Origin of the sequence: Pseudorhodoferax sp. LjRoot39, from assembly GCF_964253035.1 — a bacterium.
In the GTDB taxonomy this organism is placed as follows: Bacteria; Pseudomonadota; Gammaproteobacteria; order Burkholderiales; family Burkholderiaceae_C; genus Pseudorhodoferax.
Genome location: NZ_CAXUQL020000001.1, coordinates 616,772 through 642,155, shown reverse-complemented (window position 1 = coordinate 642,155; position 25,384 = coordinate 616,772). Strand labels below are relative to the sequence as shown.

At 69.3% G+C, this 25,384-nt stretch carries 23 protein-coding genes and 1 pseudogene; 8 read left to right on the top strand and 16 right to left on the bottom strand.

Features of this window, described 5'->3' with window-relative positions:
* Positions 1-46 precede the first annotated feature (46 nt).
* Positions 47-1,339: a glutamate--cysteine ligase gene (gene gshA / locus ACSQ4M_RS03015; RefSeq protein WP_436188192.1), complete on the bottom strand. Its 1,293-nt coding sequence runs from the start codon at positions 1,337-1,339 to the stop codon at positions 47-49.
* Positions 1,340-1,458: 119 nt separating this feature from the next.
* Between gshA and ACSQ4M_RS03010 the strand changes: the two genes are divergently transcribed.
* The 3 genes from ACSQ4M_RS03010 to ACSQ4M_RS03000 all read left to right on the top strand — a co-directional run bounded on the left by ACSQ4M_RS03010 (position 1,459) and on the right by ACSQ4M_RS03000 (position 4,222).
* Positions 1,459-2,046, top strand: a complete 588-nt coding sequence (locus tag ACSQ4M_RS03010; protein ID WP_436188191.1) for a TetR/AcrR family transcriptional regulator — start codon at positions 1,459-1,461, stop codon at positions 2,044-2,046.
* 80 nt (positions 2,047-2,126) lie between these two features.
* Complete coding sequence (locus ACSQ4M_RS03005) at positions 2,127-2,834, top strand: SDR family oxidoreductase (protein ID WP_436188190.1); 708 nt, start codon at positions 2,127-2,129, stop codon at positions 2,832-2,834.
* A 2-nt stretch (positions 2,835-2,836) separates the two neighbouring features.
* On the top strand, positions 2,837-4,222 hold the full coding sequence (locus tag ACSQ4M_RS03000) for an MATE family efflux transporter (RefSeq protein WP_436188189.1): 1,386 nt from the start codon (positions 2,837-2,839) through the stop codon (positions 4,220-4,222).
* Between the two features lie 204 nt (positions 4,223-4,426).
* Here the strand turns inward: ACSQ4M_RS03000 and ACSQ4M_RS02995 are convergent, their stop codons facing one another.
* The 7 genes from ACSQ4M_RS02995 to ACSQ4M_RS02965 form a co-directional block, all read right to left on the bottom strand.
* Complete coding sequence (locus ACSQ4M_RS02995) at positions 4,427-5,017, bottom strand: retron system putative HNH endonuclease (RefSeq protein WP_436188188.1); 591 nt, start codon at positions 5,015-5,017, stop codon at positions 4,427-4,429.
* 2 nt (positions 5,018-5,019) lie between these two features.
* Positions 5,020-6,450: an AAA family ATPase gene (locus tag ACSQ4M_RS02990; protein ID WP_436188187.1), complete on the bottom strand. Its 1,431-nt coding sequence runs from the start codon at positions 6,448-6,450 to the stop codon at positions 5,020-5,022.
* A gap of 225 nt (positions 6,451-6,675) precedes the next feature.
* On the bottom strand, positions 6,676-8,142 hold the full coding sequence (locus ACSQ4M_RS02985) for a TrkH family potassium uptake protein (protein WP_436188186.1): 1,467 nt from the start codon (positions 8,140-8,142) through the stop codon (positions 6,676-6,678).
* 10 nt (positions 8,143-8,152) lie between these two features.
* Positions 8,153-9,643, bottom strand: a complete 1,491-nt coding sequence (gene trkA, locus ACSQ4M_RS02980; RefSeq protein ID WP_436188185.1) for a Trk system potassium transporter TrkA — start codon at positions 9,641-9,643, stop codon at positions 8,153-8,155.
* A 22-nt stretch (positions 9,644-9,665) separates the two neighbouring features.
* The gene (locus tag ACSQ4M_RS02975) at positions 9,666-10,946 is read right to left on the bottom strand and encodes a glutamate-5-semialdehyde dehydrogenase (RefSeq protein WP_436188184.1); all 1,281 of its coding nucleotides are present in this window, start codon (positions 10,944-10,946) and stop codon (positions 9,666-9,668) included.
* A complete protein-coding gene (locus ACSQ4M_RS02970) occupies positions 10,943-12,439 on the bottom strand; it encodes a sensor histidine kinase N-terminal domain-containing protein (RefSeq protein WP_436188183.1) in 1,497 nt (498 codons plus the stop codon). Before ACSQ4M_RS02970 ends, ACSQ4M_RS02975 begins: the two co-directional genes overlap by 4 nt.
* Complete coding sequence (locus tag ACSQ4M_RS02965; RefSeq protein WP_436188182.1) at positions 12,423-13,097, bottom strand: response regulator; 675 nt, start codon at positions 13,095-13,097, stop codon at positions 12,423-12,425. The genes ACSQ4M_RS02970 and ACSQ4M_RS02965 overlap by 17 nt, the downstream gene beginning before the upstream one ends.
* A 156-nt stretch (positions 13,098-13,253) precedes the next feature.
* On the opposite strand from ACSQ4M_RS02965, the gene phnD reads away from it, so the two are divergent.
* The 4 genes from phnD to phnE (ACSQ4M_RS02945) are packed head-to-tail and all read left to right on the top strand — an operon-like array spanning position 13,254 to position 16,620.
* A complete protein-coding gene (gene phnD / locus ACSQ4M_RS02960) occupies positions 13,254-14,246 on the top strand; it encodes a phosphate/phosphite/phosphonate ABC transporter substrate-binding protein (RefSeq protein WP_436188181.1) in 993 nt (330 codons plus the stop codon).
* 19 nt (positions 14,247-14,265) lie between these two features.
* Complete coding sequence (phnC, locus tag ACSQ4M_RS02955) at positions 14,266-15,051, top strand: phosphonate ABC transporter ATP-binding protein (protein WP_436188180.1); 786 nt, start codon at positions 14,266-14,268, stop codon at positions 15,049-15,051.
* Positions 15,039-15,821, top strand: a complete 783-nt coding sequence (gene phnE, locus ACSQ4M_RS02950) for a phosphonate ABC transporter, permease protein PhnE (RefSeq protein WP_436188179.1) — start codon at positions 15,039-15,041, stop codon at positions 15,819-15,821. The genes phnC and phnE (ACSQ4M_RS02950) overlap by 13 nt, the downstream gene beginning before the upstream one ends.
* On the top strand, positions 15,814-16,620 hold the full coding sequence (gene phnE / locus ACSQ4M_RS02945; protein WP_436188178.1) for a phosphonate ABC transporter, permease protein PhnE: 807 nt from the start codon (positions 15,814-15,816) through the stop codon (positions 16,618-16,620). The genes phnE (ACSQ4M_RS02950) and phnE (ACSQ4M_RS02945) overlap by 8 nt, the downstream gene beginning before the upstream one ends.
* Before the next feature lie 10 nt (positions 16,621-16,630).
* Here the strand turns inward: phnE (ACSQ4M_RS02945) and holA are convergent, their stop codons facing one another.
* The 3 genes and pseudogenes from holA to rocD all read right to left on the bottom strand — a co-directional run.
* Positions 16,631-17,692 carry a DNA polymerase III subunit delta gene (gene holA / locus ACSQ4M_RS02940; RefSeq protein WP_436188177.1) on the bottom strand — a complete coding sequence of 354 codons (1,062 nt, stop codon included), beginning with the start codon at positions 17,690-17,692 and terminating at the stop codon, positions 16,631-16,633.
* Between the two features lie 96 nt (positions 17,693-17,788).
* Positions 17,789-18,559 (bottom strand): dimethylarginine dimethylaminohydrolase family protein, encoded by a 771-nt coding sequence (locus ACSQ4M_RS02935; RefSeq protein ID WP_436193958.1) that lies wholly within the window; start codon positions 18,557-18,559, stop codon positions 17,789-17,791.
* A 120-nt stretch (positions 18,560-18,679) separates the two neighbouring features.
* Positions 18,680-19,909 (bottom strand): annotated as a pseudogene (rocD, locus tag ACSQ4M_RS02930) (ornithine--oxo-acid transaminase); the annotation flags it as partial.
* Positions 19,910-20,134: 225 nt separating this feature from the next.
* Between rocD and ACSQ4M_RS02925 the strand changes: the two are divergent.
* Positions 20,135-20,527 (top strand): YXWGXW repeat-containing protein, encoded by a 393-nt coding sequence (locus tag ACSQ4M_RS02925; protein WP_436188176.1) that lies wholly within the window; start codon positions 20,135-20,137, stop codon positions 20,525-20,527.
* Between the two features lie 3 nt (positions 20,528-20,530).
* On the opposite strand, the gene ACSQ4M_RS02920 is transcribed toward ACSQ4M_RS02925, so the two are convergent.
* From ACSQ4M_RS02920 to ACSQ4M_RS02900, 5 genes are all read right to left on the bottom strand, one after another.
* Positions 20,531-20,995 carry an Lrp/AsnC family transcriptional regulator gene (locus ACSQ4M_RS02920; RefSeq protein WP_436188175.1) on the bottom strand — a complete coding sequence of 155 codons (465 nt, stop codon included), beginning with the start codon at positions 20,993-20,995 and terminating at the stop codon, positions 20,531-20,533.
* Positions 20,996-21,010: 15 nt separating this feature from the next.
* Positions 21,011-21,511, bottom strand: coding sequence for an LPS assembly lipoprotein LptE (locus tag ACSQ4M_RS02915; protein ID WP_436188174.1), 501 nt, complete (start codon positions 21,509-21,511; stop codon positions 21,011-21,013).
* Positions 21,511-24,219, bottom strand: coding sequence for a leucine--tRNA ligase (leuS, locus tag ACSQ4M_RS02910; protein ID WP_436188173.1), 2,709 nt, complete (start codon positions 24,217-24,219; stop codon positions 21,511-21,513). The genes ACSQ4M_RS02915 and leuS overlap by 1 nt, the downstream gene beginning before the upstream one ends.
* A gap of 91 nt (positions 24,220-24,310) precedes the next feature.
* Positions 24,311-24,733, bottom strand: coding sequence for an ExbD/TolR family protein (locus ACSQ4M_RS02905; protein WP_436188172.1), 423 nt, complete (start codon positions 24,731-24,733; stop codon positions 24,311-24,313).
* A 5-nt stretch (positions 24,734-24,738) separates the two neighbouring features.
* On the bottom strand, positions 24,739-25,380 hold the full coding sequence (locus ACSQ4M_RS02900; RefSeq protein WP_436188171.1) for a MotA/TolQ/ExbB proton channel family protein: 642 nt from the start codon (positions 25,378-25,380) through the stop codon (positions 24,739-24,741).
* Between the last annotated feature and the right edge of the window lie 4 nt (positions 25,381-25,384).

Sequence of the window (25,384 nt, the reverse complement as noted above, 5' to 3'; positions counted from 1 at the left end):
ACCGCGGTGCCTATGTTGCACTGCAGCAACTTCCCTGTTCACGGTGTCAGTAGACCTCGGCCTCCGGGTCCGTGGCTTCGAGTTCGTAGCTGGCCGCGACCATGGCCAGCCGGCCGATCACCCCATACATGTAGAAGCGGTTCGGCGCGCTGGCGCCTGGCTTCATGCCGTGTTGGGGTAAGTGCGTACTCTCGGCAAAAGCCAATGGCACGAAGCGCGAGCCTGGCGCGTTGAGGTTCTCGTCGGGGCCGCGGTCGGCATGCACACGGTAGAAACCACCGACCACGTAGCGGTCCATCATGTAGACCACCGGCTCGGCCATGGCGTCGTGCATGCGCTCGGCGGTCAGCACGCCTTCCTGGATGATCACGTTGTGCACGGGCTGGCCGTCCTTGACCACGGCCATCTTGTTGCGCGACTTGCGGTTCAGGTTGTCCAGTTCGGCGGCGTCGTGCACGGTCATGATGCCCATGCCGTAAGTGCCGTTGTCGGCCTTCACGACCACGAAGGGCTTCTCGTTGATGCCGTACTCCTTGTACTTGCGGCGCACCTTGGTCAGCAGCGCATCCACGTTGGTCTGCAGGCAGTCCATGCCCGCGCCTTCGGCGAAGTCGACCTCGCCGCACTTGGCGAACATCGGGTTGATCAGCCAGGGGTCGATGCCCAGCAGCTTGCCGAAGCGCTTGGAAACCTCCTCGTAGCTCTGGAAATGCCGGCTCTTGCGCCGCACCGACCAGCCCGCGTGCAGCGGCGGCAGCAGGTACTGCTCGTGCAGGTCTTCCAGGATGCCGGGCGCGCCGGCCGACAGGTCGTTGTTGAGCAGGATGGTGCAGGGGTCGAAGTTCTTCAGCCCCAGGCGGCGCTTGCTGCGCACCACGGGCTCCAGCGTGAGCTCCTCGCCGGTGGGCAGCTGGATGGTCTTGGTTTCCTTGATCTCCGGATCGATCGAGCCCACGCGCACGTTCAGGCCGGCCATGTGGAAGATGCGCTGCAGCTGCGCCACGTTGGCCAGGTAGAAGGTGTTGCGGCTGTGGTTCTCGGGGATCAGCAGCAGGTTCTTGGCCTCGGGGCAGATCTTCTCGATGGCAGCCATGGCCGACTGCACGGCCAGCGGCAGCATGGGCTGCGTGAGGTTGTTCCAGCCCCCCGGGAACAGGTTGGTGTCCACCGGCGCGAGCTTGAAGCCGGCGTTGCGGATGTCCACGGAACAGTAGAACGGCGGTGTGTGTTCCATCCACTCCAGCCGGAACCAGCGTTCGATGGCCGGCGTGGAATCGAGGATGCGCTGCTCGAGCTCGTTGATCGGCCCGGTCAGTGCGGTGATGAGGTGGGGAACCATGAAAGAGGATCCTTGCGGATGGAGTATTCGGGCGAATTCTAGGGATATGGGGTGACGCAGCCAGGATGCAAGCATCGCAAATATGACGATCATCATATTTCGTGCTATCTTGCGACCCCATGGACACCGCACCGAGCCGCAAGCAGCTGACGCACGACCGCATCGTCGAGACGGCGGCCAGCGTCATGCGCGAGGCCGGTTTCTGGGGTGTGGGCGTGGCCGACGTGATGAAGCGCGCCGGCCTCACGCACGGCGGCTTCTACGCCCACTTCGCCTCGCGCGACGCGCTGCTGTGCGAGGCCATCGAACATGCCGGGCGCGACAGCGCGGCGCGCCTGGCCAAGAGCACGGCGCAGCGCCAGGCGCGCGGCGCCAGCCCCCTGCGTGCCCTGGTCGATGCCTACCTGGCAGACAGCCACCTCGCCGGCACCACGCAGGGTTGCCCGGTGGCGGCCCTGGCCTCGGAGATGCCGCGCCAGTCGGCCGAAGTGGCGCAGGCTGCGGCCGAGCGCGTGCGCCGACTGGTGGCCGCCGTGCGGCGCGCCTTGCCGGACGAGGCGGCTGAGCAGGCCGGCGTGGTGGCCGGCCAGTTGGTCGGCGCGCTGCAGCTGGCGCGCGTGCTGGGCGACAACGCCGAAGGCCGCGCGCTGCTGGCCACCACGCGCCGCAGCCTGCTGGCGCAGTTCGACACGGCGCCCGCGCGCTGACGCGCCACCCGATCCATTTCGCCGATCCTGCACCCACAAATATGACGAGTGTCATATCAGCCACCCCGAAGGAGCTTTCCATGCACATCGAGAACGCCACCGTCCTCATCACCGGTGCCAATCGCGGCATCGGCCAGGCCTTCGCCCGCGAGGCGCTGGCGCGCGGCGCGCGCAAGGTCTACGCCGCTGCGCGCGATCCGGCCAGCATCACGCTCGCGGGGGTGGAGGCCGTTGCGCTGGACGTCACCAAGCCCGAGCAGGTGGCGGCCGCGGCGGCGCGCTGCAGCGACGTGACGCTGCTGGTGAACAACGCCGGCATTGCGCTGATGGGCGACTTCCTGGCCGATGGCGCCGTGGAAGCCGCCCGCGCGCAGCTGGAGACCAACTACTTCGGCCCGCTGCTGCTGGCGCGTGCGTTCGCGCCCGTGCTCAAGGCCCATGGCGGCGGCGCCATCCTGAACGTGCTGTCGGTCGCCAGCTGGATCAGCTCGCCCGTGCTGGCGGTCTACGGCTCCAGCAAGTCCGCCGCGTGGTCGCTGACCAACGGCCTGCGCCACGCGTTGCGCGCCCAGGGCACGCAGGTGCTGGGCCTGCACATGGGTTTTGTCGACACCGACCTGGCGCGTGGCATCGAGATGCCCAAATCCACGCCCGAAGAGATCGTGCGCGCCGCCTTCGATGGCCTGGCCGCCGGCGCCGAGGAGGTGCTGGGCGACGCGCTCACACGGCAGGTCAAGCAGGGCCTGTCGGCCGAGCCGGGCGTGTACCTCGCCGAGATCAGGCGCTGAGCATGGCCGCCGCCGCCGCCCTGCCTGCTTCGCCCTCGGCACAGGCGCCTCAGCGCACACAGCAGCTGCTGCACGCACCGCTGCTGCCCACGCTGCTGCGCCTGGCCACGCCGAACGTGATCGGCCTGTTCGCCATGACCATCCAGATCGGCTATGACGGCTTCATCCTCGGCCGCCTCGGGCACGAGGCGCTGGCCGGTGTGGCGCTGGTGCTGCCGCTGTCGATGCTGATGATGCAGATGTCGGCAGGAGGCATCGGCGGCGCCACCACGGCCGCGGTGGCGCGCGCGCTGGGGGCGGGCCGCGCCGCGGATGCCGGGCAGCTGGCGCGCCATGCGCTGCTCGTCGGGCTGGTCCTGGCCGCGTTGTTCATGCTGGCACTGCTGGGCTTGGGCCGCACGGTCTACGCGGCGATGGGCGGGCATGGCGGCGCGCTCGACGCGGCCATGGCGTATTCGAACGTGATGTTTGGCGGCGCGCTGGCGATCTGGGGCGTCAACGTCCTGGCCGGCATCGTGCGCGGTGCCGGCAACATGGTGTTGCCGTCGGCGCTCATGCTCGGCTCCACGCTGGTGCATTTGCTGCTGTGCCCGGCTCTGGTGTTCGGCTGGGGGCCGATGCCGGCCTTGGGCGTGGCCGGCGCGGCGCTCAGCCTGCTGTTCGTCAACGGCGCGTCGGCGCTGGTGCTGGCTGCCATGCTGCTGCGGCCGAACGGGGCGGTGCCGCTGCGGGCCCGGGGCTGGCGCATCGAGCGCGCCGCCTTGGCCGGCATCCTGCGCGTGGGCTTGCCGGCCGCGCTGACCTCGGTCATCAGCAACGGTTCGATCGCCTTGGCCACGGCCGTGGTGGGCAGCTACGGCACGTTGGCGCTGGCCGGCTACGGCGTGGCGGCGCGGCTCGAGTACATCCTGGTGCCCATCGCCTTCGGCTTCGGCACCGCGCTGACCACCCTGGTGGCCACCAACATGGGCGCAGGCCAGACCGCGCGTGCCGTGCGCGCAGCCTGGCTGGGCGGCGGGCTGGTCGCGGCGATCACCGGCGCCATCGGCCTGGCGGTCGCGCTGGCGCCGGGCTTGTGGATGGACGCCTTCACGGCCGACCCGCAGGTGCGTGCGCAGGGCGCCGTGTACCTGCGCATCGTCGGCGCCAGCTACGGGCTGTTCGGCCTGGGCCTGGCGCTGTTCTTCGCCTCGCAGGGGGCTGGACGCATGCTGTGGCCGATGGTGGGCAGCCTGGCGCGGCTGGTGGTGGTGGCCGTCGGTGGCTGGATCTGCGTGGGCTGGCTGCAGGCGCCGGCCACTGCGTTCTATGGGGTGGTGGCGGCCAGCCTGGCCTTGTACGCGGCCATCATCGCGGGGGCGATCCGGTTTGGCGGCTGGACCCGCTGAGCGCCCGACTCAAACGCTGCATCCCGGCATCCCATTTGGCTGTAGCGCTTGATCAAAGCCGTTGGTCGATTCGACGTCGATGTCTGCCGTGATCCCAACTCGGTTGTCTTGAGCATGCCGGCAGCCAGGATCGTTGCTCCATTTGCGCAAAGATCATCGCTCACCGCCGCCAACGGCGGCACACACATCAGGCATCGCGGTGCATCAGAACACCGTCGCCAGAATGTGGCGGTAGGGAGCTGTTTGCAAAAAGATGGCAAGGTCGTCAGGGGTGTGCCGAAGAACCATGAGGGCGCTGGAGAACCAACGCTTTCGTTCATCGACGAGATTCGCGTCGGCGTTGAGCCCCAGCATGCCGCGAGTCTGCGTCACCGCGTGGCGCTGAGATCGCGTCAGGCCAGCGATAGGTTCCACAGTGCCGTCGGTTGACAGCGTCCAAAGGGCGTTGCAGCCGGGGCCGGGTTCGATGGGAAGTAGTCCATCCTTCTTCTTCTGGCCACAAGTCTTCGGGTGGATGCAACCATGGGCATGGTTACGGTAGCTGAAGCACAGTTGCGGGTGAGCCTGGGGACCACTCTTGGGCTTGATGTGGTCGATTTGCCCTTCGTCATCCGAAAGCGGCTTTTCGCAGTATGCGCAGAGCCCGCCCTGGTCTATGTGTAGGGCCGACCGGATGGCGCGCTTTGCTGGCGCGAAGTCCTGGCTGCTCCATTCGGCCGTCGTGGCAGCAGGGTTCTGCAGGCGGAACTGTGTGAGTAGTACGGGATCGGGCTGGCTGTGCTGCAGTTCGACCATGGTCAGTGCTCCCCACTGGCCTGTCTGCGCGCAAGGAACCGCCAAGTGACGAGGTCGCTCTCGTGGAACTGGTAGCCAGCCCTGTCCAACTCTTGACGCAGCGCTTGCGCGTCCGGGCTGTCCTCATTCCCGGCGCGCACAAGTTGCTCGAACCCTCGGATGCTGGCCTGCAGTGCCAGCTCGGGCTCGCGGTGCGTACCCATGACTTTGGCGAGAGCATCTCCGGATTCGTGGGCCAAGGGGCTGAAATCAGGCGGCTGGGCCGCAAATCCGTCGTCCGTGGCCTGCAAAACGCGGATGTGTTGCCTAGCCACTGTGCTGAGCACCTGCGGGCTGTGTGTGGTGACGATGAACTGGGTGAGGGGAAATGTGCGCAGCAGATCGTTCAACACGCGTTGCTGCCAGGTTGGGTGCAAATGCAGATCGATTTCATCCACCAGCATGATCGCCGGTGCACTCATCGTGAGCGCGTCGAGGAAGTGCACTGGGACACTGTCGTCGTAGCTGTGGTCGAGGGCGCTCAATGCAGCTAGCGCGTCGAACACCTGGTTGTTAGCGTCCTTGCTGTTGTAGTGCAGGTGGCTGTTTGCGATGGCCAAACGCCGCGAAAAATCCATGGCCAGAGCCAGCATGCTTTGATAGCCCTGGCTCAACTGGTCCACGAGCAGATGGGCGCCGTCGGATTTGCGGATCAGGACGAACTTGTGGTCGCGGTTGAAATGCGGGGAGTGGAAGGCATCCTGCAGTAGGTACGCGACAGATGCCCGCACTGCTGTCAAAGACGGCAGCTCCTCGAAGTTGTCGTCGACCACGCCGCGGTTGGCGCGTAGTTCCGTGGCTTCTTCGTTGTCGAACCAGGCCAGCATCTCTCGAAAGTCACTGCGTGCGTCCAAGGCTCCAATGAGAGCCGCAGCTGGATGGCCGTAGTTCTGCTTGGCGCTTCGCAAGCGTGTCGGCACGTCGATGGTGCCCCGCTGTGCGCCATAGTAGGCAAACACCGGGGTGAGCTGCGGCGACTCAACTTTGTACGAATCCATCAGTCCCTGCATGCGCTGCTTGAGGTTCTGGATACCCACCTTATCTGCAGGCTGCTCTTTGCCTCCTGCAGCGGGCTTCCAGTGGTCCCAGCGCAACCCGTCGAATGTTTCAGCAATCACCTGGGCATAGGCGGCTGAACCCCAGCGCTCCCGACCACCTCGGTTCGGTAGCACAACGCGGCGGAAGTCGGTGTCGTCGATGCCGGGTCCGCTGAGCCGCTGGTCAGCCGAGGAAAGCTGAGTCATCACCATGCGCAATGCAACGGCAATGCCGTCGAGCACTGCCGTTTTTCCCGCGCCGTTGTCGCCCACCAGCACGGTCAGCCGCGGATGCAGATCAATGCGCAGGTGCTGGAAGCAACGGAAGTTGTTGAGCGTGACGGACTTTAAGCGCATCGGGCGGGCAGCAGTTTCGTTGGAAGAGTCCCATTCTCGCGCCCGACGAGCGCCGGTGAGCGGCCTCAGGAAATGCAGGCGTCGCAGCGGATGGACACAAGGTGGGCGTCGGCACGGCTACGTCGGAGTATTGCTACAGACCGCATGGAGCGCCTCTCAGGAGGATCGCTGGATCGTGATCGCGCTCTGCTGCTACACGGTGCGCACGCGAGCATGTGCAGTTATTCAGTTCTTCCAGAACGACGGCATCAGCAGCGCCATGAAGCTCAGCATCTCCAGCCGCCCCATCAGCATGGCCAGCGTGCAGACCCAGACCTGGAAGTCGTTCAGTACTGCGAACGAAGACGCCGGGCCGACCGCGCCCAGGCCCGGCCCCATGCAGTTGACGCTGGCGATGATGGCACTGAAGGCGGACACCGGGTCCAGGTCGGTCAGCATCAGCACCATGGACAGCACGATCACTGTGGCGCCGTAGACTAGCATGAAGGCCAGCACGGCGAAGATCACCGGCGTGTCGACCACCGCCTTGCCCAGCCGCACGGGCTGCACCGCGCGCGGGTGCGCGAGCCGGCGGATCTCGCGGCGCGCCTGCTGCAAGAGGATCAGCATGCGCACCATCTTGATGCCGCCGCCGGTGGAGCCCGCGCTGGTGGCGATGCCCGACAGCAGCAGCATGAAGAGCGGCAGGAAGACGGGCCAGAGCAGGTAGTCCTGGGTCGAATAGCCGGTCGTCGTCGCCACCGAGACCACGTGGAACATGCCGTGGCGCAGCGCGTCCAGCGGTGGATAGATGCCCTTGCCCCACAGCAGCAGACCGGCCAGCAGCCCGCCACCGACGAGCACGCTGAGCGTGGCACGCAGCTCGGGATCGGACAGCGCCACGCTGAGCCGGCCCTTGCGCACCGCCGTGAAGTACAGCGCGAAGTTGCAGCTGGCGAACAGCATGAAGACCACGGCCGTCATCTCCAGCAGCGGCGACTGGAAGTAGCCCAGGCTCGCATCGTGCGACGACAGGCCGCCCAGGCTCACGGTGGTGAACATGTGCATGACCGCTTCGATGGGCGGCATGCCGCCGGCCCAGTAGGCCAGCGCGCAGGCGGTGGAGAGCGTGGCGTACACGCCCCACAGGCCCTTGGCGGTCTGGGCCATGCGCGGCGTGAGCTTGTTGTCCTTGATCGGACCGGCGGCCTCGGCCTTGAACAGCTGGCTGCCGCCCACGCCCAGCAGCGGCAGCACCGCCACGGCCAGGATCAGGATACCCATGCCGCCCACCCATTGCAGGAAGCAGCGCCAGAAGTTCACCGACACGGGCAGCGTGTCGAGCTTGTTCAGCACCGTGCCGCCCGTGGTGGTGAGCCCGGACACGGCCTCGAAGTAGGAATGCGTGAAGCTCAGCGGCCGGCCGATCTTCATGAAGGCCAGCTCCAGCGGCAGCGCCGCGAACAGCGGCAGCAACAGCCAGGCCAGCGAGACCAGCATCACGCCGTGGCGCGGCTGCAGCTCGCGCCGGTGGCGCTGCATGCCGCGCCACAGCAGCACGCCCGCCGCCATGGTCACGAGGAAGGAGGCGATGTAGGCGTCGGCCACGCCGTCCTGCCACTGCCACGACACGGCCAGCGGCAGCGCCATGGACCAGGCCATGAACGTGAGCATCACGCCCAGCACGCGCAGGACCGGAAAGATGTCGCGCATGGATGCGGGTTCAGAAGAAGGCGGCGCTCACGCGGAAGGCCTTCTCCACGTCGCGGATCAGGCGCTTGTGCGGCACGAAGATCACCACGTGGTCGTTGCTCTCGATCACCGTGTCGCCGCTCGGGATGATGACCTGGGGCGCCACGAGCGCTGCTGCGGTGTCGGCCTCGGCCTCGGTTTCGGGCAGTGCAAGCGGGTCGGGCAGGCCGCGCACGATCAGGCCGAAGTGCGCCTGCTCGGGCAGCTTCAGGTCGCGCACCGCACGGCCGACCACGCGCGAGGTCTTGCGGTCGCCGCGTGCGACGATCTCCAGGCCCTCGGCCACGCCGCGGCGCAGGCTGTGCACGGCCTGCACGTCGCCCTGGCGCACATGGGCCAGCAGCTCGCCGATCATGGCCTGCGCGGGCGACAGCGCGATGTCGATCTGCGTGCCGTGCATGAGCTCGGCGTAGCTGCGCCGGTTGATCAGGGCCAGCACGCGTCTGGCGCCCAGCTGCTTGGCCAGCAGGCTGGACATGATGTTGTTCTCGTCGTCGTTGGTCAGCGCCAGGAACAGGTCGATGGTCTCGATGCCTTCGTCCTCCAGCAGGTTCTCGTCGGTGGCATCGCCGTGCAGCACCAGCACCTCGTGCGGCAGCTTGCCGGCCAGTTCGATGCAGCGTTCGGCGCCGTGGTCGATGACCTTGACGTGGAAGCCTGCATCGGCCGCCGCCAGCTCCTGCGCCAGCCGCTCGCCCACACGGCCGCCGCCGGCGATCATGATGCGCTGCACGCTGCGCTGGGGCCGGCCCTGGCCGCGGTGCTCGTCGCGGTGCAGCGCATGCAGCACGCGCGGGATGTCATCGCGCGCGGCCAGCACGAAGACCTCGTCGCCGGGTTCCACGCGGGTGCGCCCGCTGCAGGCGATGAAGCGGTCGGGCTCGTCCTCGAAGCGGCGGTAGATCGCGACGATGCGCATGGGCACGTCGGGCACGCAGTCGCGCAGGTCGGCGATGTCGTGCGCCACCAGCGGCGCGCCGGCCACGGCGCGCACCGACACCAGGCAGGCCAGGCCGCCCGCGAACTCGCGCACCTGCAGCGCCTCGGGGTGCTCGATCAGCTTGAAGATGTAGCGCGTCAGCGATTCCTCGGGGCAGATCACGCGGTCGACGGCGAAACCTTCCTTGTCGACCAGGTCGCTGCCGTGGCGAAAGGCCTGCGAGCGCACGCGCGCGATGCGCGTGGGGATGTTGAAGCGCCGGTGCGCGATCTTGCAACAGACCAGGTTGGTCTCGTCCAGCGCGGCGCAGGCGATCAGCATGTCGGCGTCGCGCGCGCCGGCTTCCTCCAGCACGTCCGGGTCGACGCCGCTGCCGACCAGGCCGCGCAGGTCGTAACGCTCTTCCAATGCGCGCAGGCGGCGCGCATCGGTGTCGATGACGGTGATGTCGTTCTTCTCGGACACCAGGCTGTCCACGACGCTCTCGCCGACACGGCCGGCGCCCAGGATGATGACTCTCATGGCCTGCGGGCCGTGGCCCGGATCAGTGGCGCGTTTCGCCGTTGCCCAGCACCACGTACTTGAGCGAGGTCAGGCCCAGCAGGCCGACCGGGCCGCGCGCGTGGAACTTGTCGGTGCTGATGCCGATCTCCGCGCCCAGCCCGTACTCGAAGCCGTCGGCGAAGCGCGTGCTGGTGTTGACCATCACGCTGGCCGAATCGACCTCGCGCAGAAAGCGCTGGGCGTGCATGTGGTCGCGCGTGAGGATGGCGTCGGTGTGGTGGCTGCCGTAGCGGTTGATGTGGGCAATGGCCTCGTCCAGGCCTTCGACCACCTTCACGGCGATGACGGGCGCGAGGTACTCCTCGGACCAGTCCTGCTCGGTGGCGGGCACGAGCTGCGCACCGGCGACGCTGGCCAGGATGGCAGCGGCCTCGGCATCGCAGCGCATCTCCACGCCCTTGGCGGCGTAGACGGCGCCGATCTGCGGCAGGAACTCGGCCGCCACGCCGCGCGCCACGAGCAGGCCTTCGGCTGCGTTGCAGGGGCTGTACTTCTGCGTCTTGGCGTTGTCGGCCACGGTCACGGCCATGGCGATGTCGCAGGGGTCGTCCACGTAGACATGGCAGTTGCCGTCCAGGTGCTTGATGACGGGCACCTTGGCCTCGCGGCTGATGCGCTCGATCAGGCCTTTGCCGCCGCGCGGGATCACCACGTCCACATGCGCGGGCATGGCGATCAAGTGGCCCACGGCCTCGCGGTCGGTGGTCTGCACGAGTTGCACGGCCTCGGCCGGCAGGCCGGCTTCTGCGAGCGCCTGCTGCACCAGCCGGGCCAGCGCCTTGTTCGATTCGATGGCCTCGGAGCCGCCGCGCAGGATGCAGGCGTTGCCGCTCTTGATCGAGAGGCTGGCGGCCTCGATGGTCACGTTGGGCCGGCTCTCGAAAATCATCGCGAACACGCCGAGCGGCACGCGCATCTGGCCCACGCGGATGCCGCTGGGCTGCTGCTGCATGCCGCTGATCTCGCCGATCAGGTCGGGCATGGCGGCCAGCTGCTCGCAGCCCTGGGCCACGGTGTCCAGCACCTTGGGCGTGAGCTTCAGGCGGTCCACCATGGGCGCCGACAGGCCGGCGGCCTCGGCGCGTGCGATGTCCTTGGCGTTGTCGGCCTGCAGCGGCCCGGTTTGCCCGCGCAGCAGCCGTGCGAGCGCGCGCAGGGCCTGGTTCTTGGTGGCGGTGCTGGCGCGCGCCATGGCGGCCGAGGCCTGGCGGGCCTGCACGCCCAGCGTCTGGGCGTATTCGGCGATGTTCAACGCATTCATGGCGGCGATTGTGGCGCAGATGCCGCCGGGCCGCCGGTCTCGGCGGCGGGCGCGCGCGGCAGCGTCAGGCGGGCCTCGACGCCGCCGCGGCCTGCGGCGGCCGGACGGTTGCTGACCGTCAGTGTGCCGCCGCAGCCGCGTGCCAGGTCCTGGCAGATCGCCAGGCCGAGGCCGGCGCCGCCAGCGCTGCTGCGCACGAAGGGCTGGAACGGCGCGGCCAGCAGCGGTGCCGGCAGCCCGGGCCCGTCGTCGAGCACGCGCAGCACGATGTGCGCTGGCGCCAGCACGAGCTCGACGGCGATGCTGCCGCCGTCGGGCGTGTAGCTCAGCGCGTTGTGCAGGAGGTTCACCACGATCTCCTGGACCATCCACACCGGGCCCTGCCAGCGGCAGGAGGGCGCATCGAGCTGGAAGTCCTGGTGCCGCCGGGCCAGCAGCGGCGACAGCTCGACGGCCACCTCTTCCAGCAGTTCGCGCAGGTCGACCTGGTCCGGCACGGCCTCGGCATCGGCCTGCGGCGCGCGGGCGCGGCTCCACGCCAGCAGCTGGTGAACCATGCGGCCGGTGCGCTCGGTGGTGGCGGCGATGCGTTCGAGCGCCTCGCGCGGCGGCATGGCACCGCTCAGGCCGGCGTGGGCGTGCAGCTGCAGCGTGGCCAGCGGCGTGCGCAACTGGTGCGACGCATCGGCGATCAGCCGCTGCTGCTGCGCCTGGGCCTCGCCCACGCGCTGCAGCAGGCCGTTGAAGGCATGCACCACGGGGCCCAGCTCCTGGGGCGCGTGCGGGCTGCTCAGCGGGGAGGCTTCGCTGGCCGTGCGCCGGTCCAGCCGGCGCGCGAAGGCCCGCAGCGGCCGCAGCGCGACCGTGGCGGCGATCCACACCAGGCCCAGCAGCAGCCCCAGCAGCACGAGCTGGCGCTGCAGCGTCTGCCACAGGATGCTGCGGGCCAGGCCGTCGCGGTAGGCCGAGGGCTCGCCGACCTGGATCAGCACGTAGCGCAGGCCCTCGTGCGCTTCCACCGGCAGCCACAGCGCGGCCATGCGCAGCTGCTGGGCGTGCAGCTGCATGTCGTACAGGGCCAGCCGCACGCCGTAGCGCGGGTGCACGGGCGCGATGCCGGCGGCATAGGGCGGCACATCGGGCTCGCCGGCGAGGTAGTCGCCATTGAGGAAGCCGACGCGGTAGACCATGCGGCTGCGCGTGGTGGTGGCCTCGCCGTCCAGTGCCACGGCGCCGTCGTAGAGCTCCAGCGCGGCATGCGGCAGGCTGACCTGCAGCTCGCCGCGTTCCAGCCGGATCAGGTCGCCCAGGGCATGGGCCGAGGTCACCAGCAGCCGGTCGAAGGCGAGTTCGGCCGTTGCCAGCGCGGCGCGGTAGGAGGCATAGGCATCGATGGCGATGAACACCGCGATCGGCAGCGACAGCCACAGCAGCAGGCGGCGCCGCAGCGAGGGCGGGCGGCCGGCCCGCGCCGGTTCAGTCTTCGTCGCCACGGCTCGGCTGCAGCAGGTAGCCCAGGCCGCGCAAGGTGGTGATCTGCACGCCGGTGGGCGCCAGCTTCTTGCGCAGGCGGTGCACCACCACCTCCAACGCCTCGGGCTGGGCCGGCACCTCGGCGCCGAAGGCCAGCCCGAGCAGCCGCGCGCGCGTGACGGCGCGGCCCGGCCGCTCCATGAGGCCGGCCAGCAGCGCGCTCTCGCGCGGCGTCAGTTCCAGCGCCTGGCTCTTCCAGTAGAAGGCGCCCGCGCCGCGGTCCAGGCGCAGCTCGCCGCATTCCGGGTCGTCGCGCAGGCCGGCGCGGCGCGCCAGCGCCCGCAGCCGGGCCTCCAGCTCGTCGGGGTCGAATGGCTTGGCGAGGTAGTCGTCGGCCCCGGCGTTGAGGCCGGCCACGCGGTCGCCGACACCGCCGCGCGCGGTCAGCACCAGCACCGGCAGCGTGCTGCCGCGCCCGCGCAGGCGCTGCAGCAGCTGCAGCCCGTCCATGCCCGGCAGACCCAGGTCCAGCACCACCAGGTCGAACAGCTCGTGCTCCAGGCTGGCCAGGGCTTCGGCGGCGCTTTGCCGGTGCGCGACCTGGAAGCCGCGGCGCTCCAGCACACGTGCCAGCGTGGCGCCGAGTTCGGGTTCGTCCTCGACCAGCAGCAGCCTCATGGACCGGCCGCCCGGCAGGCCCGCGGGTAAGCCCGTGTCGGATTGAAAGGCATCTGAAAGCTCTTTGAAGGGGGGGCGAAAGCATAGCGCCCACCGCGGCGCGGGCCCTGCCTATAGTGCGCCGGTCCCGCACACAACGACACGAGGAGAGCCCGCATGACGACATCCCTTTCCCTGCTGCGCCATGCCGTGGCCGGCGCCATCGTGCTGGCCGCCGGCACGGCCTTCGCACAGGACAACTGCCCGAACCGCGGCGACCTGGACGCCCAGTTCTGCGATGCCGACCGCGACCTCGTGGCCGACACGCCGACCGACCCCAAGCGCCTGCGCAACCCGAGCACGCTGGTGTTCGCGTTCACGCCGGTCGAGGACCCGGCGATCTACGAAAAGCTGTTCCGCCCGTTCATGGGCCACCTGTCCAGCTGCGTGGACCGCAAGGTGGTGTTCTTCCCGGTGCAGTCCAACGCGGCGCAGATCGAGGCCATGCGTTCGGGGCGCCTGCACATCGCCGCGTTCTCGCCCGGCCCGGTGAACTTCGCCGTGAACCTGGCCGGGGCCGTGCCGTTCGCGATCCGCGGCAACGAGCAGGGCTCCGTTGGCATGAACCTCAAGATGATCGTGCGCAGCGAGAGCGCCTACCAGAAGCTGGACGATCTCAAGGGCAAGCGCATCGCCCACACTTCGCCGTCGTCGAACTCGGGCAACCTGGCGCCGCGCGCGCTGTTCCCCACGCTCGGCCTGACGCCCGACAAGGACTACAAGGTCGTCTACTCGGGCAAGCACGACCAGTCCATCCTGGGCGTGAAGGCCGGCGACTACGACGCCGCGCCCGTGGCCAGCGACGTGCTGCAGCACATGACCGACCGCGGCGTGGTCAAGCCCGATGAGTTCCGCGTGCTCTACACCAGCGGCAAGTTCCCCACCGACGCCTACGCCTACGCCAACAACCTGGAGCCGGCGCTGCAGGCCAAGATCAAGCAGTGCTTCTACGACTACAAGATCCCGGCCGAGATGGCCAAGGGCCTGGGCGGCGACCGCTTCCTGCCCATCACCTACAAGAAGGACTGGGAGCTCGTGCGCACCGTGGCGGCCTCGGCCGGCGAACTGTTCACGCGCGAGGCCTTCGACAAGGCCGCGGCCAAGAAGTAAGCCGGGAGCGCACCTGTCCATGCACGCCAACGCCACGGCCGGCACGCTGCGCATCGAGCAGCTCATCAAGGAATACCGGCCGGGCCAGCCGGTGCTCAAGGGCATCGACCTGGCCGTGTCCGGCACCGGGATGACCAGCATCATCGGCCCCTCGGGCACCGGCAAGAGCACGCTGATCCGTTGCATCAACCGGCTGGTCGACCCGACCGCCGGCCGCATCCTGCTGGAGCTGCAGGGGCAGCGGGTGGACATGGCGCAGCTGCGCGGCAGCGCACTGCGCGCGGCGCGGCGCCACATCGGCATGGTGTTCCAGGAATACAACCTGGTCGAACGCCTGACGGTGCTGGAGAACCTGCTGACCGGCCGGCTGGGCTACCTGTCGGCCTGGCGCGCCTGGCGCCGCCGCTTCGATGCCGAGGACGTGGCCTACGCCCTGGCGCTGCTGAAGACCGTGGGCCTGGCCGACTTCGCCACGCGCCGCGTCGATGCGCTGAGCGGCGGCCAGCGCCAGCGCGTGGGCATCGCGCGCGCGCTGATGCAGCGTCCGGCCGTGCTGCTGGCCGACGAGCCGACCTCCTCGCTGGACCCCAAGACCTCGGTCGAGATCATGGAGATGCTGCGCGAGCAGGGCCGCGCGCGCGGCATTCCGGTGCTGGTGAACATCCATGACGTGGAGCTGGCGCGGCGCTATTCGGACCGCGTCGTCGGCATGACCGGTGGCCGCGTGGTCTACGACGGACCGCCGCAGGGTCTGCAGGATGCCCACCTGCGCCAGATCTACGGAGGCGAGGCATGGCTGGCGTGAAACCCGTGGCCTTTGCCTGGACGCGCGGCCAGTTGCTGGCCGCGCTGGCGGGCCTGGCCTACCTGGCCTGGTCGCTGGCCACCATGGACGTGTCGGCCGAGCGCCTGGCCACGGGCTGGGAGCAGGGCGCCCGTTTCCTCGGCCGTCTGTTCCCGCCCGAGCTGGGCAAGATGGACGAGCTCTGGCAGGGCATCCAGGAGACGCTGCAGATCGCCGTGCTGGCCACCGCGGGTGGCCTGGTGCTGAGCCTGCCCATCGGCCTGATGGCCGCGGCCAACCTGTCGCCGATGCCGCTGCGCGTGGCCGGGCGTGCGCTGATCGCGGCCTGCCGTGCGCTGCATCCCGTGATCAGCGCCATCCTGTTCGTCAAGGCCGTGGGCTTCGGGCCGCTGGCCGGCATCCTGGCGCTGGTGGTGGCCACGGTGGGCTTCGTCGGCAAGCTGTTCGCCGACGCCATCGAGGAGATCTCGCCCAAGCCGATCGAGGCGATGCGCGCTACCGGCGCCTCGTTCGCCGGCGTGGTGCTGTTCGGCGTGCTGCCGCAGGTGATGCCGCGCTTCGTGGGCTTCGCCACCTACCAGCTCGACTCCAATCTGCGCAACTCCACCATGGTCGGCATCGTCGGCGCCGGTGGCATCGGCGGCGCGCTGTTCGCCGCCTTCCTGCGTTACGAGTACGGCTTCGTCGCCACCATCCTGGCCACGGTGATCGCCATCATCGTGCTGGGCGAACTGGTGGTGAATGGCTTGCGCAAGGTGCTCGATGTCTGAGGCCGCCGCACTGCATCCGGCGCTGCAGCGCCACACGCCAGCGCAGCGCCTGGTGCGCCACGCGGTCTGGCTGGCCATCGTCGTCGCGCTGGTCCAGTCGGTGCGCCATCTCGAGGTGATCCCCGAATTCCTGCTCGATGCACCCGAGCAGATGGCCGACCTGCTCGGCCGCATGTGGCCGGTGGACTGGGCGCATTACCCGGACGGCGTGCACGCGGCCTTGCTCGAAACGCTGCACATGGCCACGCTGGGCACCCTGCTCTCGCTGCTGCTGGCATTGCCGCTGGGCGTGCTGGTGGCGCCCAACGTGGTCCACAGCCGTGTGCTGAACCTGCTGGCGCGGGTGCTGCTGGTGGGCAGCCGCTCGGTCAATTCGCTGGTCTGGGCGCTGCTGTTCGTGGCCATCTTCGGCCCCGGTCCGCTGGCCGGCATGCTGGCGATCGCGATGCGCTCGGTGGGCTTCGTCGGCAAGCTGGTCGGCGAGGCGCTGGAGCAGATGCCGCGCGGCCCCATCGAGGCCCTGCAGGCGGCTGGTGCCACGCGCATGGCGCAGCTGCTGTACGGCTACTGGCCGCAGATCAAGCCGGCGTTCTGGTCGGTGGCGCTGCTGCGTTGGGACATCAACGTGCGCGAGTCCGGCGTGCTGGGGCTGGTCGGGGCCGGCGGCATCGGCGTGGTGCTGAACACCGCCATCGACCTGTTCCACTGGAACCGCGTGGCCCTGGTGCTGGCCGTCATCTTCGCGGTGGTGCTGCTGGCCGAGGTGGTGGTGCTGCAGCTGCGCAAGCGGCTGCTCTGAACGGGCGCCTTCAGCGCGTGGGTGCCTGAGCGCACACGCGCGCCAGCGCCAGCGCCAGGCGCTGCAGCGCCTGCCAGCCGTCGGTCGGCCAGTCCGGCACCTTGAGGCCCTTGACGATGCCGTCCACCGCATGGGCGCCGTGCAGCAGCCGCGCCAGCGCGGCCGGCGTTAGCCGCGGCAGCACGCGCTCGAACAGCCGCTCCTTGATGCCCCAGACGCGTTGTTCGCGCAGCGCCATGGGCAGCGGGCGGCCGGCGGCCATGGCGTCCTTCACGCGCTTGAGCGCGCGGATGTCCTCGGCCAGCGTGTAGTGCACGAGCACGGCGGCCTCGCCCTCGGCCTGAAGGCCATCGAGCATGCGCTGCACGCGCAGCACCTGGCCGCCCAGCACGGCTTCGGACAGCTTGAACACGTCGTAGCGGGCCACGTTGAGCACCGCGCTCTCGACCTGCTCGAAGCTGAGTTCGCCCGGTGGGTGCAGCAGCGCGAGCTTGCTGATCTCCTGGTGCGCGGCCAGCAGGTTGCCTTCCACGCGGTCGGCGAAGAACTGCAGCGTGCGCTGGCCTTCCTCGCCGGGCGTCACCTGCTGGCCCTGGGCCTTGAGGCGCTGGGCGATCCAGGCCGGCAGCGTGGCGCGCTCGATCGGGTCGATCTGCACCGTTGCGCCATTCGCATCCAGCGCGGCGAACCAGGCACCGGTCTTGGTGGTGCGGTCCAACCGCGGCAGGCTGATGAGCACCAGCGTGCTGTCGTTGCCCTGGGATTGCTCGGCCAGCTGTTGCAGGGCGGTGCTGCCGTCCTTGCCGGGCTTGCCCGAGGGGATGCGGATGTCCAGTACCTGCTTGTCGGCGAACAGGCTCATGGCGCCACCGGCGGCCAGCACGCCGCCCCAGTCGAAGTGCGCGCCGGCGACCGTGAACACGCTGCGCTCGGTGTAGCCCTGGCTGCGCGCAGTGGAGCGGATGGCGTCGGCCGCCTCCTGCAGCAGCAGCGGCTCGTCGCCGTGCAGGGTGTAGAGCGAACGCAGGCCGCGCTGCAGTTGTTGCGGAAGTTGGGCCGGGGCCAGTTGCATAGTTCAGCGCCGCCCGGCCGCCCGAAGGCGCTGAAGCGCCCCCTCGGGGGGCAGCGATACGCGAAGCGATGAGCGTGGGGGCAGCATGACTGCAGTTTACGTGCCGAGTTCCAGGGTCAGGCAGCGCGCGGAACCGCCGGAGCGGCGGAACGCCTCCAGCGGGACCACGCGGGCGCGGTAGCCGCGGTGTTCCAGCAGCTGGCGCAGCGTGGCGCTGCAATGGCCCATGACCAGGTCGTGGCCGATGCAGACGGCGTTGGCGGCCAGCTGCAGGGCATCCTCCTCGGGCATCTCGACCAGTTGGGTGTCGGCGATGTCCCGCAGCTGCTGCCAGCCCTGCGGCGAGAACGCCCGCCGCACGGCCAGCAGCTCGCCGCCCGAGAGCAGGCTCAGGCAGGTGTCCAGGTGGTAGAACCGCGGGTCGACCAGTTCCAGAGCCAGCACCGGCCGGCGCGCCACGGTCTGCAGCGTTTCGCGGGCGCGCAGGTCCGAGCGCGGGCCGTAGCCCATCCAGCAGATGCCGCGGGTGTTGTCGACCACCGCATCGCCATTGCCCTCGAAGCAGACGCCTTCGGGCAGCACGTGCAGGCGATCGACCAGGCCGCGCGCGCGCAGCTGTTCGAACAGCGCGCGGCCGTGGGCTTGCTCGCCCTGGCGTTCGGGGTGGCGAAAGCGCGCCAGCAGCACCTGGCGGTCGACCACCACGGCCGCGTTGGCGGTGAACACCATGTCGGGCAGGCCGGCCGAGGGCGGCATGGTCTCGACCACGGCGCCCAGGCCTTCGTAGGTGGCGCGCAGCGCATCCCAGCCCGCACGCGCCTGCCGGCGCAGCGTGGCGTCGTCGGGCCGCCAGAGATCCGGCTCCATCCAGGGGTTGATGGCGTAGGACACCTCGAAGTGCTCGGGTGCGCTCATGAGCAGGCGAGGGCGCAGCGGCGCAGGGACGGCTGCAGTCTGGGCTGCCGCACCGCTGCGCGGCGCGCCGGCGCCCGGCAACGCGGCCAGCACCTCGGCAAAGCGGTCCACGCCCGCGTCGATGAGCGCGCGCGTGATGGTCAATGGCGGCGCGAAGCGGATCACGGTCTCGTGCGTCTCCTTGGACAGCACGCCGGCCTCGGCCATGCGCTCCACGACGTCGCGCGCACTGGCGTGGGCTGGGTCCAGGTCCACGCCGACCCACAGGCCGCGCCCTCGCACGCCGCGCACCAGCGTGGGCCACTGCGCCTGCACGCCCCGCAGGCGCGCCAGCAGGTGCGTGCCCAGCGCGGCGGAGCGCGCGACAAGCTGCTCGTCCTCCATCACGCGCAGGGCCTCGTGGGCCACGGCCGCGGCCAGCGCATTGCCGCCGAAGGTGGAGCCATGGCTGCCGGGCGAGAACACCTGCATCAGCCACCGGTCCGCGAGGAAGGCGCTGACCGGCAGCAGGCCGCCGCCCAGCGCCTTGCCCAGGATCAGTGCGTCGGGCCGGATGCCCTCGTGCTCGAACGCGAACCAGCGGCCCGTGCGGCCCAGGCCGGACTGCACCTCGTCCATGATCAACAGGATGCGGTTGGCGTCGCACCAGGCGCGCAGCGCTGCGAAGAAGCCGGGCGGCGGCAGCACGACACCGGCCTCGCCCTGGATGGGCTCGACCAGCACGGCACAGGTGCTGGCCGTGGTGGCGGCGCGCAGGCTGGCCATGTCGCCGAAGTCGAACCAGCGGAAACCCGGCGTGAACGGGCCGAAGCCGGCGCGGTAGGACGGTTCGCTGGATGCGCTGATGACGGTGGTGGTGCGGCCGTGGAAGTTCTGCCGCGCCACGAGGATCTCGGCCGTGCCGTCCGGCAGGCCGCGCACCTGGTGGCCCCAGCGGCGCGCGGCCTTGATGGCGGTTTCCACGGCCTCGGCGCCGGTGTTCATGGGCAGCGCCTGGTCGAAGCCGGCCAGCGCGCAGAGTTTTTCCAGGAAGGGCCCCAGCGTATCGCCGTGGTAGGCCCGCGAGGTCACGGCCACGCGGCCGAGCTGGCGTTGGGCGGCCGCGACGATGCGCGGGTGCAGGTGGCCGTGGCTGACGGCGGAGTACGCACCCATCATGTCCAGGTAGCGTTTGCCGTCCACGTCCCAGACATGGCAGTCGAGCGCGCGCTCGATGACCACGGGGATGGGTTGGTAGTTGGGGGCGCAGTGCAGGCGCTCGGCCTCGATCAGCACTTCGGAACGGATGGGGTGGCGGTCCATGGCGGTTCTCCTTTCGTCTTCGGAACTGTAGGAAAACCGGGCTGCTGCCGCGGTGAAAGCAGGGCGGTCGCACTGCCGTGCGCGGTAGCGGTTGCTGGGTGCCACTTCCGATTCGGAAGTGAGTGGATCTGCGCTACAGCTGCAACACGCGCGAGCGCCACCGTCACGCGATGGTGCGCGCCGCTGGCGAGGATGGCGCCATCGCCACCCACAGGAGCCCATGCCATGCAATCCCCTGTCTCGCAGCCTTGTTCTCGCCGATGGGCCCTGGCCGCGCTCGTCGCGGGCAGTGCCTTGGTGGGCGCCTGCACCACCGTCGTTCAGGAGCCTGCGCACCAGCGTGCGGTGATCCGCGAGGTGCCGGCGCCGCTGGTGGAAGTCATTCCGGCCTTGCCCGGGCCTGGCTTGCACTGGGTGCCGGGCCATTGGGCATGGCGCGAGGGCAACTGGCGTTGGATCGGCGGCCGTTATGTGGCGTCGGCCGTGCCGCCGATGCCGGCGCCCTATGTAGAGATGCTGCCGCCAGCGCCGTCACCGATGCACGTCTGGGTGCGCGGCCACTGGTATTGGGGCGAGCACGGCTGGGTCTGGGCGCGCGGCACCTGGGTGCTGCGCTGAGCGTCAACCGAGCGGAAAGCCGCCGAACTCCTTGACCGTCTGGAGTTCGGTGTTGGTGACGATCTTCTCGATGCCCAGCGCGGCGTCTTCCAGCCAGCCGTTGGTCAGGCGCTGGTACTGCGCGAGGTCGCCGCAGGCGATGCGCACGAGATAGTCGTAGCGGCCACTGAGCAAATAGCACGCGACCACCTGTGGCGTGGCGAGCATGCGCGCCTCGAAGCGGCGCGAGGCCGCCTGGCGCTGGTCCTTGAGCGCGATCTCCGCGAAGAAGGCAATGGCCGGGCCGATGGCCTGGCGGTTCAGCACGGCGCGGTAGCCGGCGATGAGGCCCTGTTGCTCGAGCTTGCGCACGCGGTTCAGCGTGGCGCGGGCCGACAGGTGCACCTCTTCGGACAGCGATTGCACGCTGGCGCGGCCGTCGCGCTGCAGCAGCTCCAGCAGGCGCAGGTCGGTGCGGTCGCGTTCCATCGGCCGCCCGCGCCGTCAGATCGCCTTGACCGAGGCCAGGCGCCGCACGATCTGCTGCACGGTGTCCGACTGCATGCTGCGGTAGAGCAGGGCTTCTTCGGCGTCCTTGGCCAGGATCACGGATTCGTTGAAGCTCAGTTCGCGCTGCTGCAGGATCTCGGTGTCGGGGATCAGCTCCGCGCCCTGCACGTTGCGCAGCCGGAAGCGAAAGCGCAGGCGCAGCTGCAGCTCGCGCACTTCGCCCGAGGAGGTGCGGCCCACCACCACGCGCTCGCGCTGGTCCATGGTCGGCTCCAGCCGCACGTCGGCCTTCTGGCCTGCCACAGGGTCGGTGATGACCTCCACGCGGCCGGTGCCGAGCAGGTTGCGGCGCAGCTCCAGGGCCATGGGCGAGCTCGGCGGCATGGCCACGTAGATGGTCTTGAACGCAAACTCCGGCGGCTGGCGCAGCTGGAAGCCGCAGCCGGCCAGGGGCAGCGCGGCTGCGCTGGCGAGGAAGTGGCGGCGGCTGGCCATCACAGCACCAGGTTGACGAGGCGGCCCGGCACCACGATCACCTTCTTGGGTGTCGCGCCCTCGGCGAACTTGGCGAACATCTCGTGCGCCAGCGCGGCGGCCTCGATGGTGGCCTTGTCGGCACCGGCCGGCACGCGGATCGCGCCGCGCAGCTTGCCGTTGATCTGCAGCATGAGTTCGACCTCGTCCTGTTCCAGTGCGCCCGTGTCGACCTGCGGCCAGGGCGCGTCGAGCAATTCGCCGAAGCGCTGGTCGTAGCCCAGTTCGGACCACAGCGCGTGCGTGACGTGCGGCGTGGCCGGGTACAGGCAGCGCAGCAGGATGCCGAAGCCCTCGGCCAGCGCAATGGGCGCGCCAGCGGCGCCGACGGCCTTGAAGTTCTCCAGCGCGTTGAGCAGCTTCATGGCGCCGGACACCACGGTGTTGTACTGCATGCGCTGGTAGTCGTAGTCGATCTGCTTGAGCACGCTGTGCACCTCCAGCCGCAACGCCTTGGCTTCCTTGCCGAAGGCCACGTCCTGCAGGCTGGTGGCGCCGTGTGCGGCTTCGAGAGCCATGGAGAAGTCGCTGGCGGCCAGCTTGACGCCGAAGTTCCAGACGCGGCGCAGGAAGCGGTAGCTGCCTTCCACGGCCGCATCGTTCCACTCCAGCGTGGCCTCGGGCGGCGCCGTGAACATGGTGTACAGGCGGGCCGTATCGGCGCCGTACTTCTCGATCAGCTCCTGCGGATCGACGCCGTTGTTCTTGGACTTGGACATGGTGCCCACGCCCTCGTAGTCGATCACGGTGCCGACGGGCAGATCGCCGACCGCGTTCTTGAGCTTGGCGCCGACGATCTTGCCGCCCTCGTCGAGCACATGGTCCACGTCGTGCGGCCAAAAGTACTCCTTGCCACCCTTGTCCGTGCGCCGGCTGTAGATGTGGTTGAGCACCATGCCCTGCGTGAGCAGCTTGGTGAAGGGCTCGTCGATCTTCACGAGGCCCAGGTCACGCATGACCTTGGTCCAGAAGCGGGCGTACAGCAGGTGCAGGATGGCGTGCTCGATGCCGCCGATGTACTGGTCCATGCCGCTGCCGCCGGTGGGCAGGTGTTGGTCGCGCATCCAGTAGGCCGTGCCGTCGCCGACCATGGCGCTGTCGAGTGCCGGATCGCAGTAGCGCATGAAGTACCAGGACGAGTCCACGAAGGTGTCCATGGTGTCGGTCTCGCGGCGGGCCGGCTTGCCGCAGACCGGGCAGGTCACGCCGGCATGGAAGCCCTCGTGCTTGTGCAGCGGATTGCCCGAGCCGTCGGGCACGCAGTCCTGCGGCAGCACCACAGGCAGGTCTTTCTCGGGCACCGGCACCGCGCCATGCTCGGCGCAGTGGATGATGGGAATCGGCGTTCCCCAGTAGCGCTGGCGGCTCACGCCCCAGTCGCGCAGGCGCCAGGTGGTCTTCTTCTCGCCCAGGCCCTTCTCGGCCAGTGCGCGGGCCACGGCGTCCACCGCGTCGCGGTGTTCCAGGCCGCTGAAGATGTCGGAGTTGATGGTCACGCCGCGCTGCTTGTCGCCGTACCAGTCGTGCCACTGGTGGTAGTCGTAGTGCTCGCCGTCCACGTGCACGACCTGCGTGATCGCCAACTGGTACTTGAGCGCAAACGCGAAGTCGCGCTCGTCGTGCGCGGGCACGCCCATCACGGCGCCGTCGCCATAGCCCATCAGCACGTAGTTGCCGACCCACAGCGGCACGTCCTTGCCGCTGATCGGGTGCACCACCGACAAGCCGGTGGCCATGCCTTCCTTCTCGCGCAGCGCGAGTTCGGCCTCGGTCGTGCCGCCCTGCTTGCAGCGTTCGATGAAATCGGCCAGCGCCGGGTTCGTGGCGGCGGCATGCGCGGCCAGCGGGTGTTCGGGCGCCACGGCGCAGAAGGTCACGCCCATGATGGTGTCGGCGCGCGTGGTGAACACGTACATGCGGCCGTCGCCGATCAGCGCACCGTCGGCGCCCTGGATGGCGTGCGTGAAGGCAAAGCGCACGCCCTCGCTCTTGCCGATCCAGTTCTCCTGCATGAGCTTGACGCGCTCGGGCCAGCCCGGCAGCTTGTTCTGCACGTGGTCGAGCAGTTCTTCGGCGTAGTCGGTGATCTTCAGGTAGTAGCCCGGGATCTCGCGCTTCTCGACCACGGCGCCCGTGCGCCAGCCCTTGCCGTCGATGACCTGCTCGTTGGCCAGCACGGTCTGGTCCACTGGGTCCCAATTGACGACCTGGGTCTTGCGGTAGGCGATGCCCTTCTCGAGCATCTTGAGGAACAGCCACTGGTTCCAGCGGTAGTAGCTGGGGTCGCAGGTGGCGACTTCGCGCGACCAGTCGATGGCCAGCCCCATCGCCTGCATCTGCTTCTTCATGTAGGCGATGTTGTCGTAGGTCCACTGCGCTGGCGGCACGCCGTTCTTGAGCGCGGCGTTCTCGGCCGGCAGGCCGAAGGCGTCCCAGCCCATGGGCATCAACACGTTGTGCCCGGCCATGCGCAGCTGGCGCGTGAGCATGTCGTTGATCGTGTAGTTGCGCACGTGGCCCATGTGCAGCTTGCCGCTGGGGTAGGGCAGCATGGAGCAGGCGTAGAACTTCGGGCGGCCTGCGTCTTCGCCCACGCGGTAGGCGTCGCGCGCGCGCCAGTGCGCCTGGGCGGCGGGTTCGACTTCGAGATGGTTGTACTTGTCTTGCATGGGAGGCGGCGTTGGGCGTGTCGCACGGCGCGATCACGCGAGAGCAGGGCAGGAAACGGGCGGCGCGGAGCCGGGCGCCGGGATTTTAGGTTCAGCGCGCGGGCTTGCGTTCGGCCACGAAGCCGATGCGCGACAGGCCGGCCGCTTGCGCCATGTCCATGAGTTCGACCACCTTGCCATAGGGCACCTGGGCGTCGGCGCGCAGCTGGACCTCGGTGTCCGGGTCTTGCGCGGCGCGGCGCTCCAGTGTCTGGCGCAGCTGCTCGGGCGTGACGGGGCGCTCGTCCAGGTGGATCTGGCCGTCCGGTGTCAGCGCCAGGTTGATGGACTCGGCCGGCAGCCCCGGCTCGGCGGATTCGCTATGCGGCAGGTCCATGCGCAGGCTACCGGCCATCAGCGGTGCGGTGATGATGAAGATCACCAGCAACACCAGCATCACGTCCACCAGCGGCGTGACGTTGATGTCGGCCATGGGCTTGGCGCCTTCCCTGCGTTCCAGGCGGCCGAAGGGCATGGCGGTCAGTCCTGCGGCACCAGCAGGTCGCGCAGGTCGAAGGCGAAGCCCTCGAGTTCGGCCTCGATGCGCGCGATGCTGCGGCCGAACCAGTTGTAGGCCAGCACGGCGGGAATGGCCACGGCCAGGCCGGCGGCGGTCATGACCAGGGCTTCGCCGACCGGGCCGGCGACCTGTGAAATCGTGATCTGGCCAGCCGAGGAAATGCTGGTCAGTGCGTGGTAGATGCCCCAGACCGTGCCGAGCAGGCCAACGAAGGGGGCGATGGAGCCCACCGTGGCCAGCAGCACCTGGCCAAACTGCAGGCGCCGTGTGCCCTGGTGCAACGCGCCACGCAGCAGCCGCGTGAGCTGTTGGCCGCGCGGCCCGCTGCCGCCCAGCGTGCCGATGGCCGGCGCCTGGGTCGCGGCCAGCAGGGGCCGCAGCAGGCCGTCGCGGTCGAAGGCGGCGACGCGCTCGACGGCACCGTCTAGAGCCGGCGCCTGCCAGAACGCGGCCGTGCCGCGCAGCACGTCGCGCCCGGCGCGGCGCAGCACCCACAGCTTGTAGAGGATCACGACCCAACTGGCGACCGACATCACCAGCAGCAGCCAGGCGACGAGCCGGTGGATGGCGTCGCCCGCGGTCAGCAGATCCAGCGCGTTCACGGCG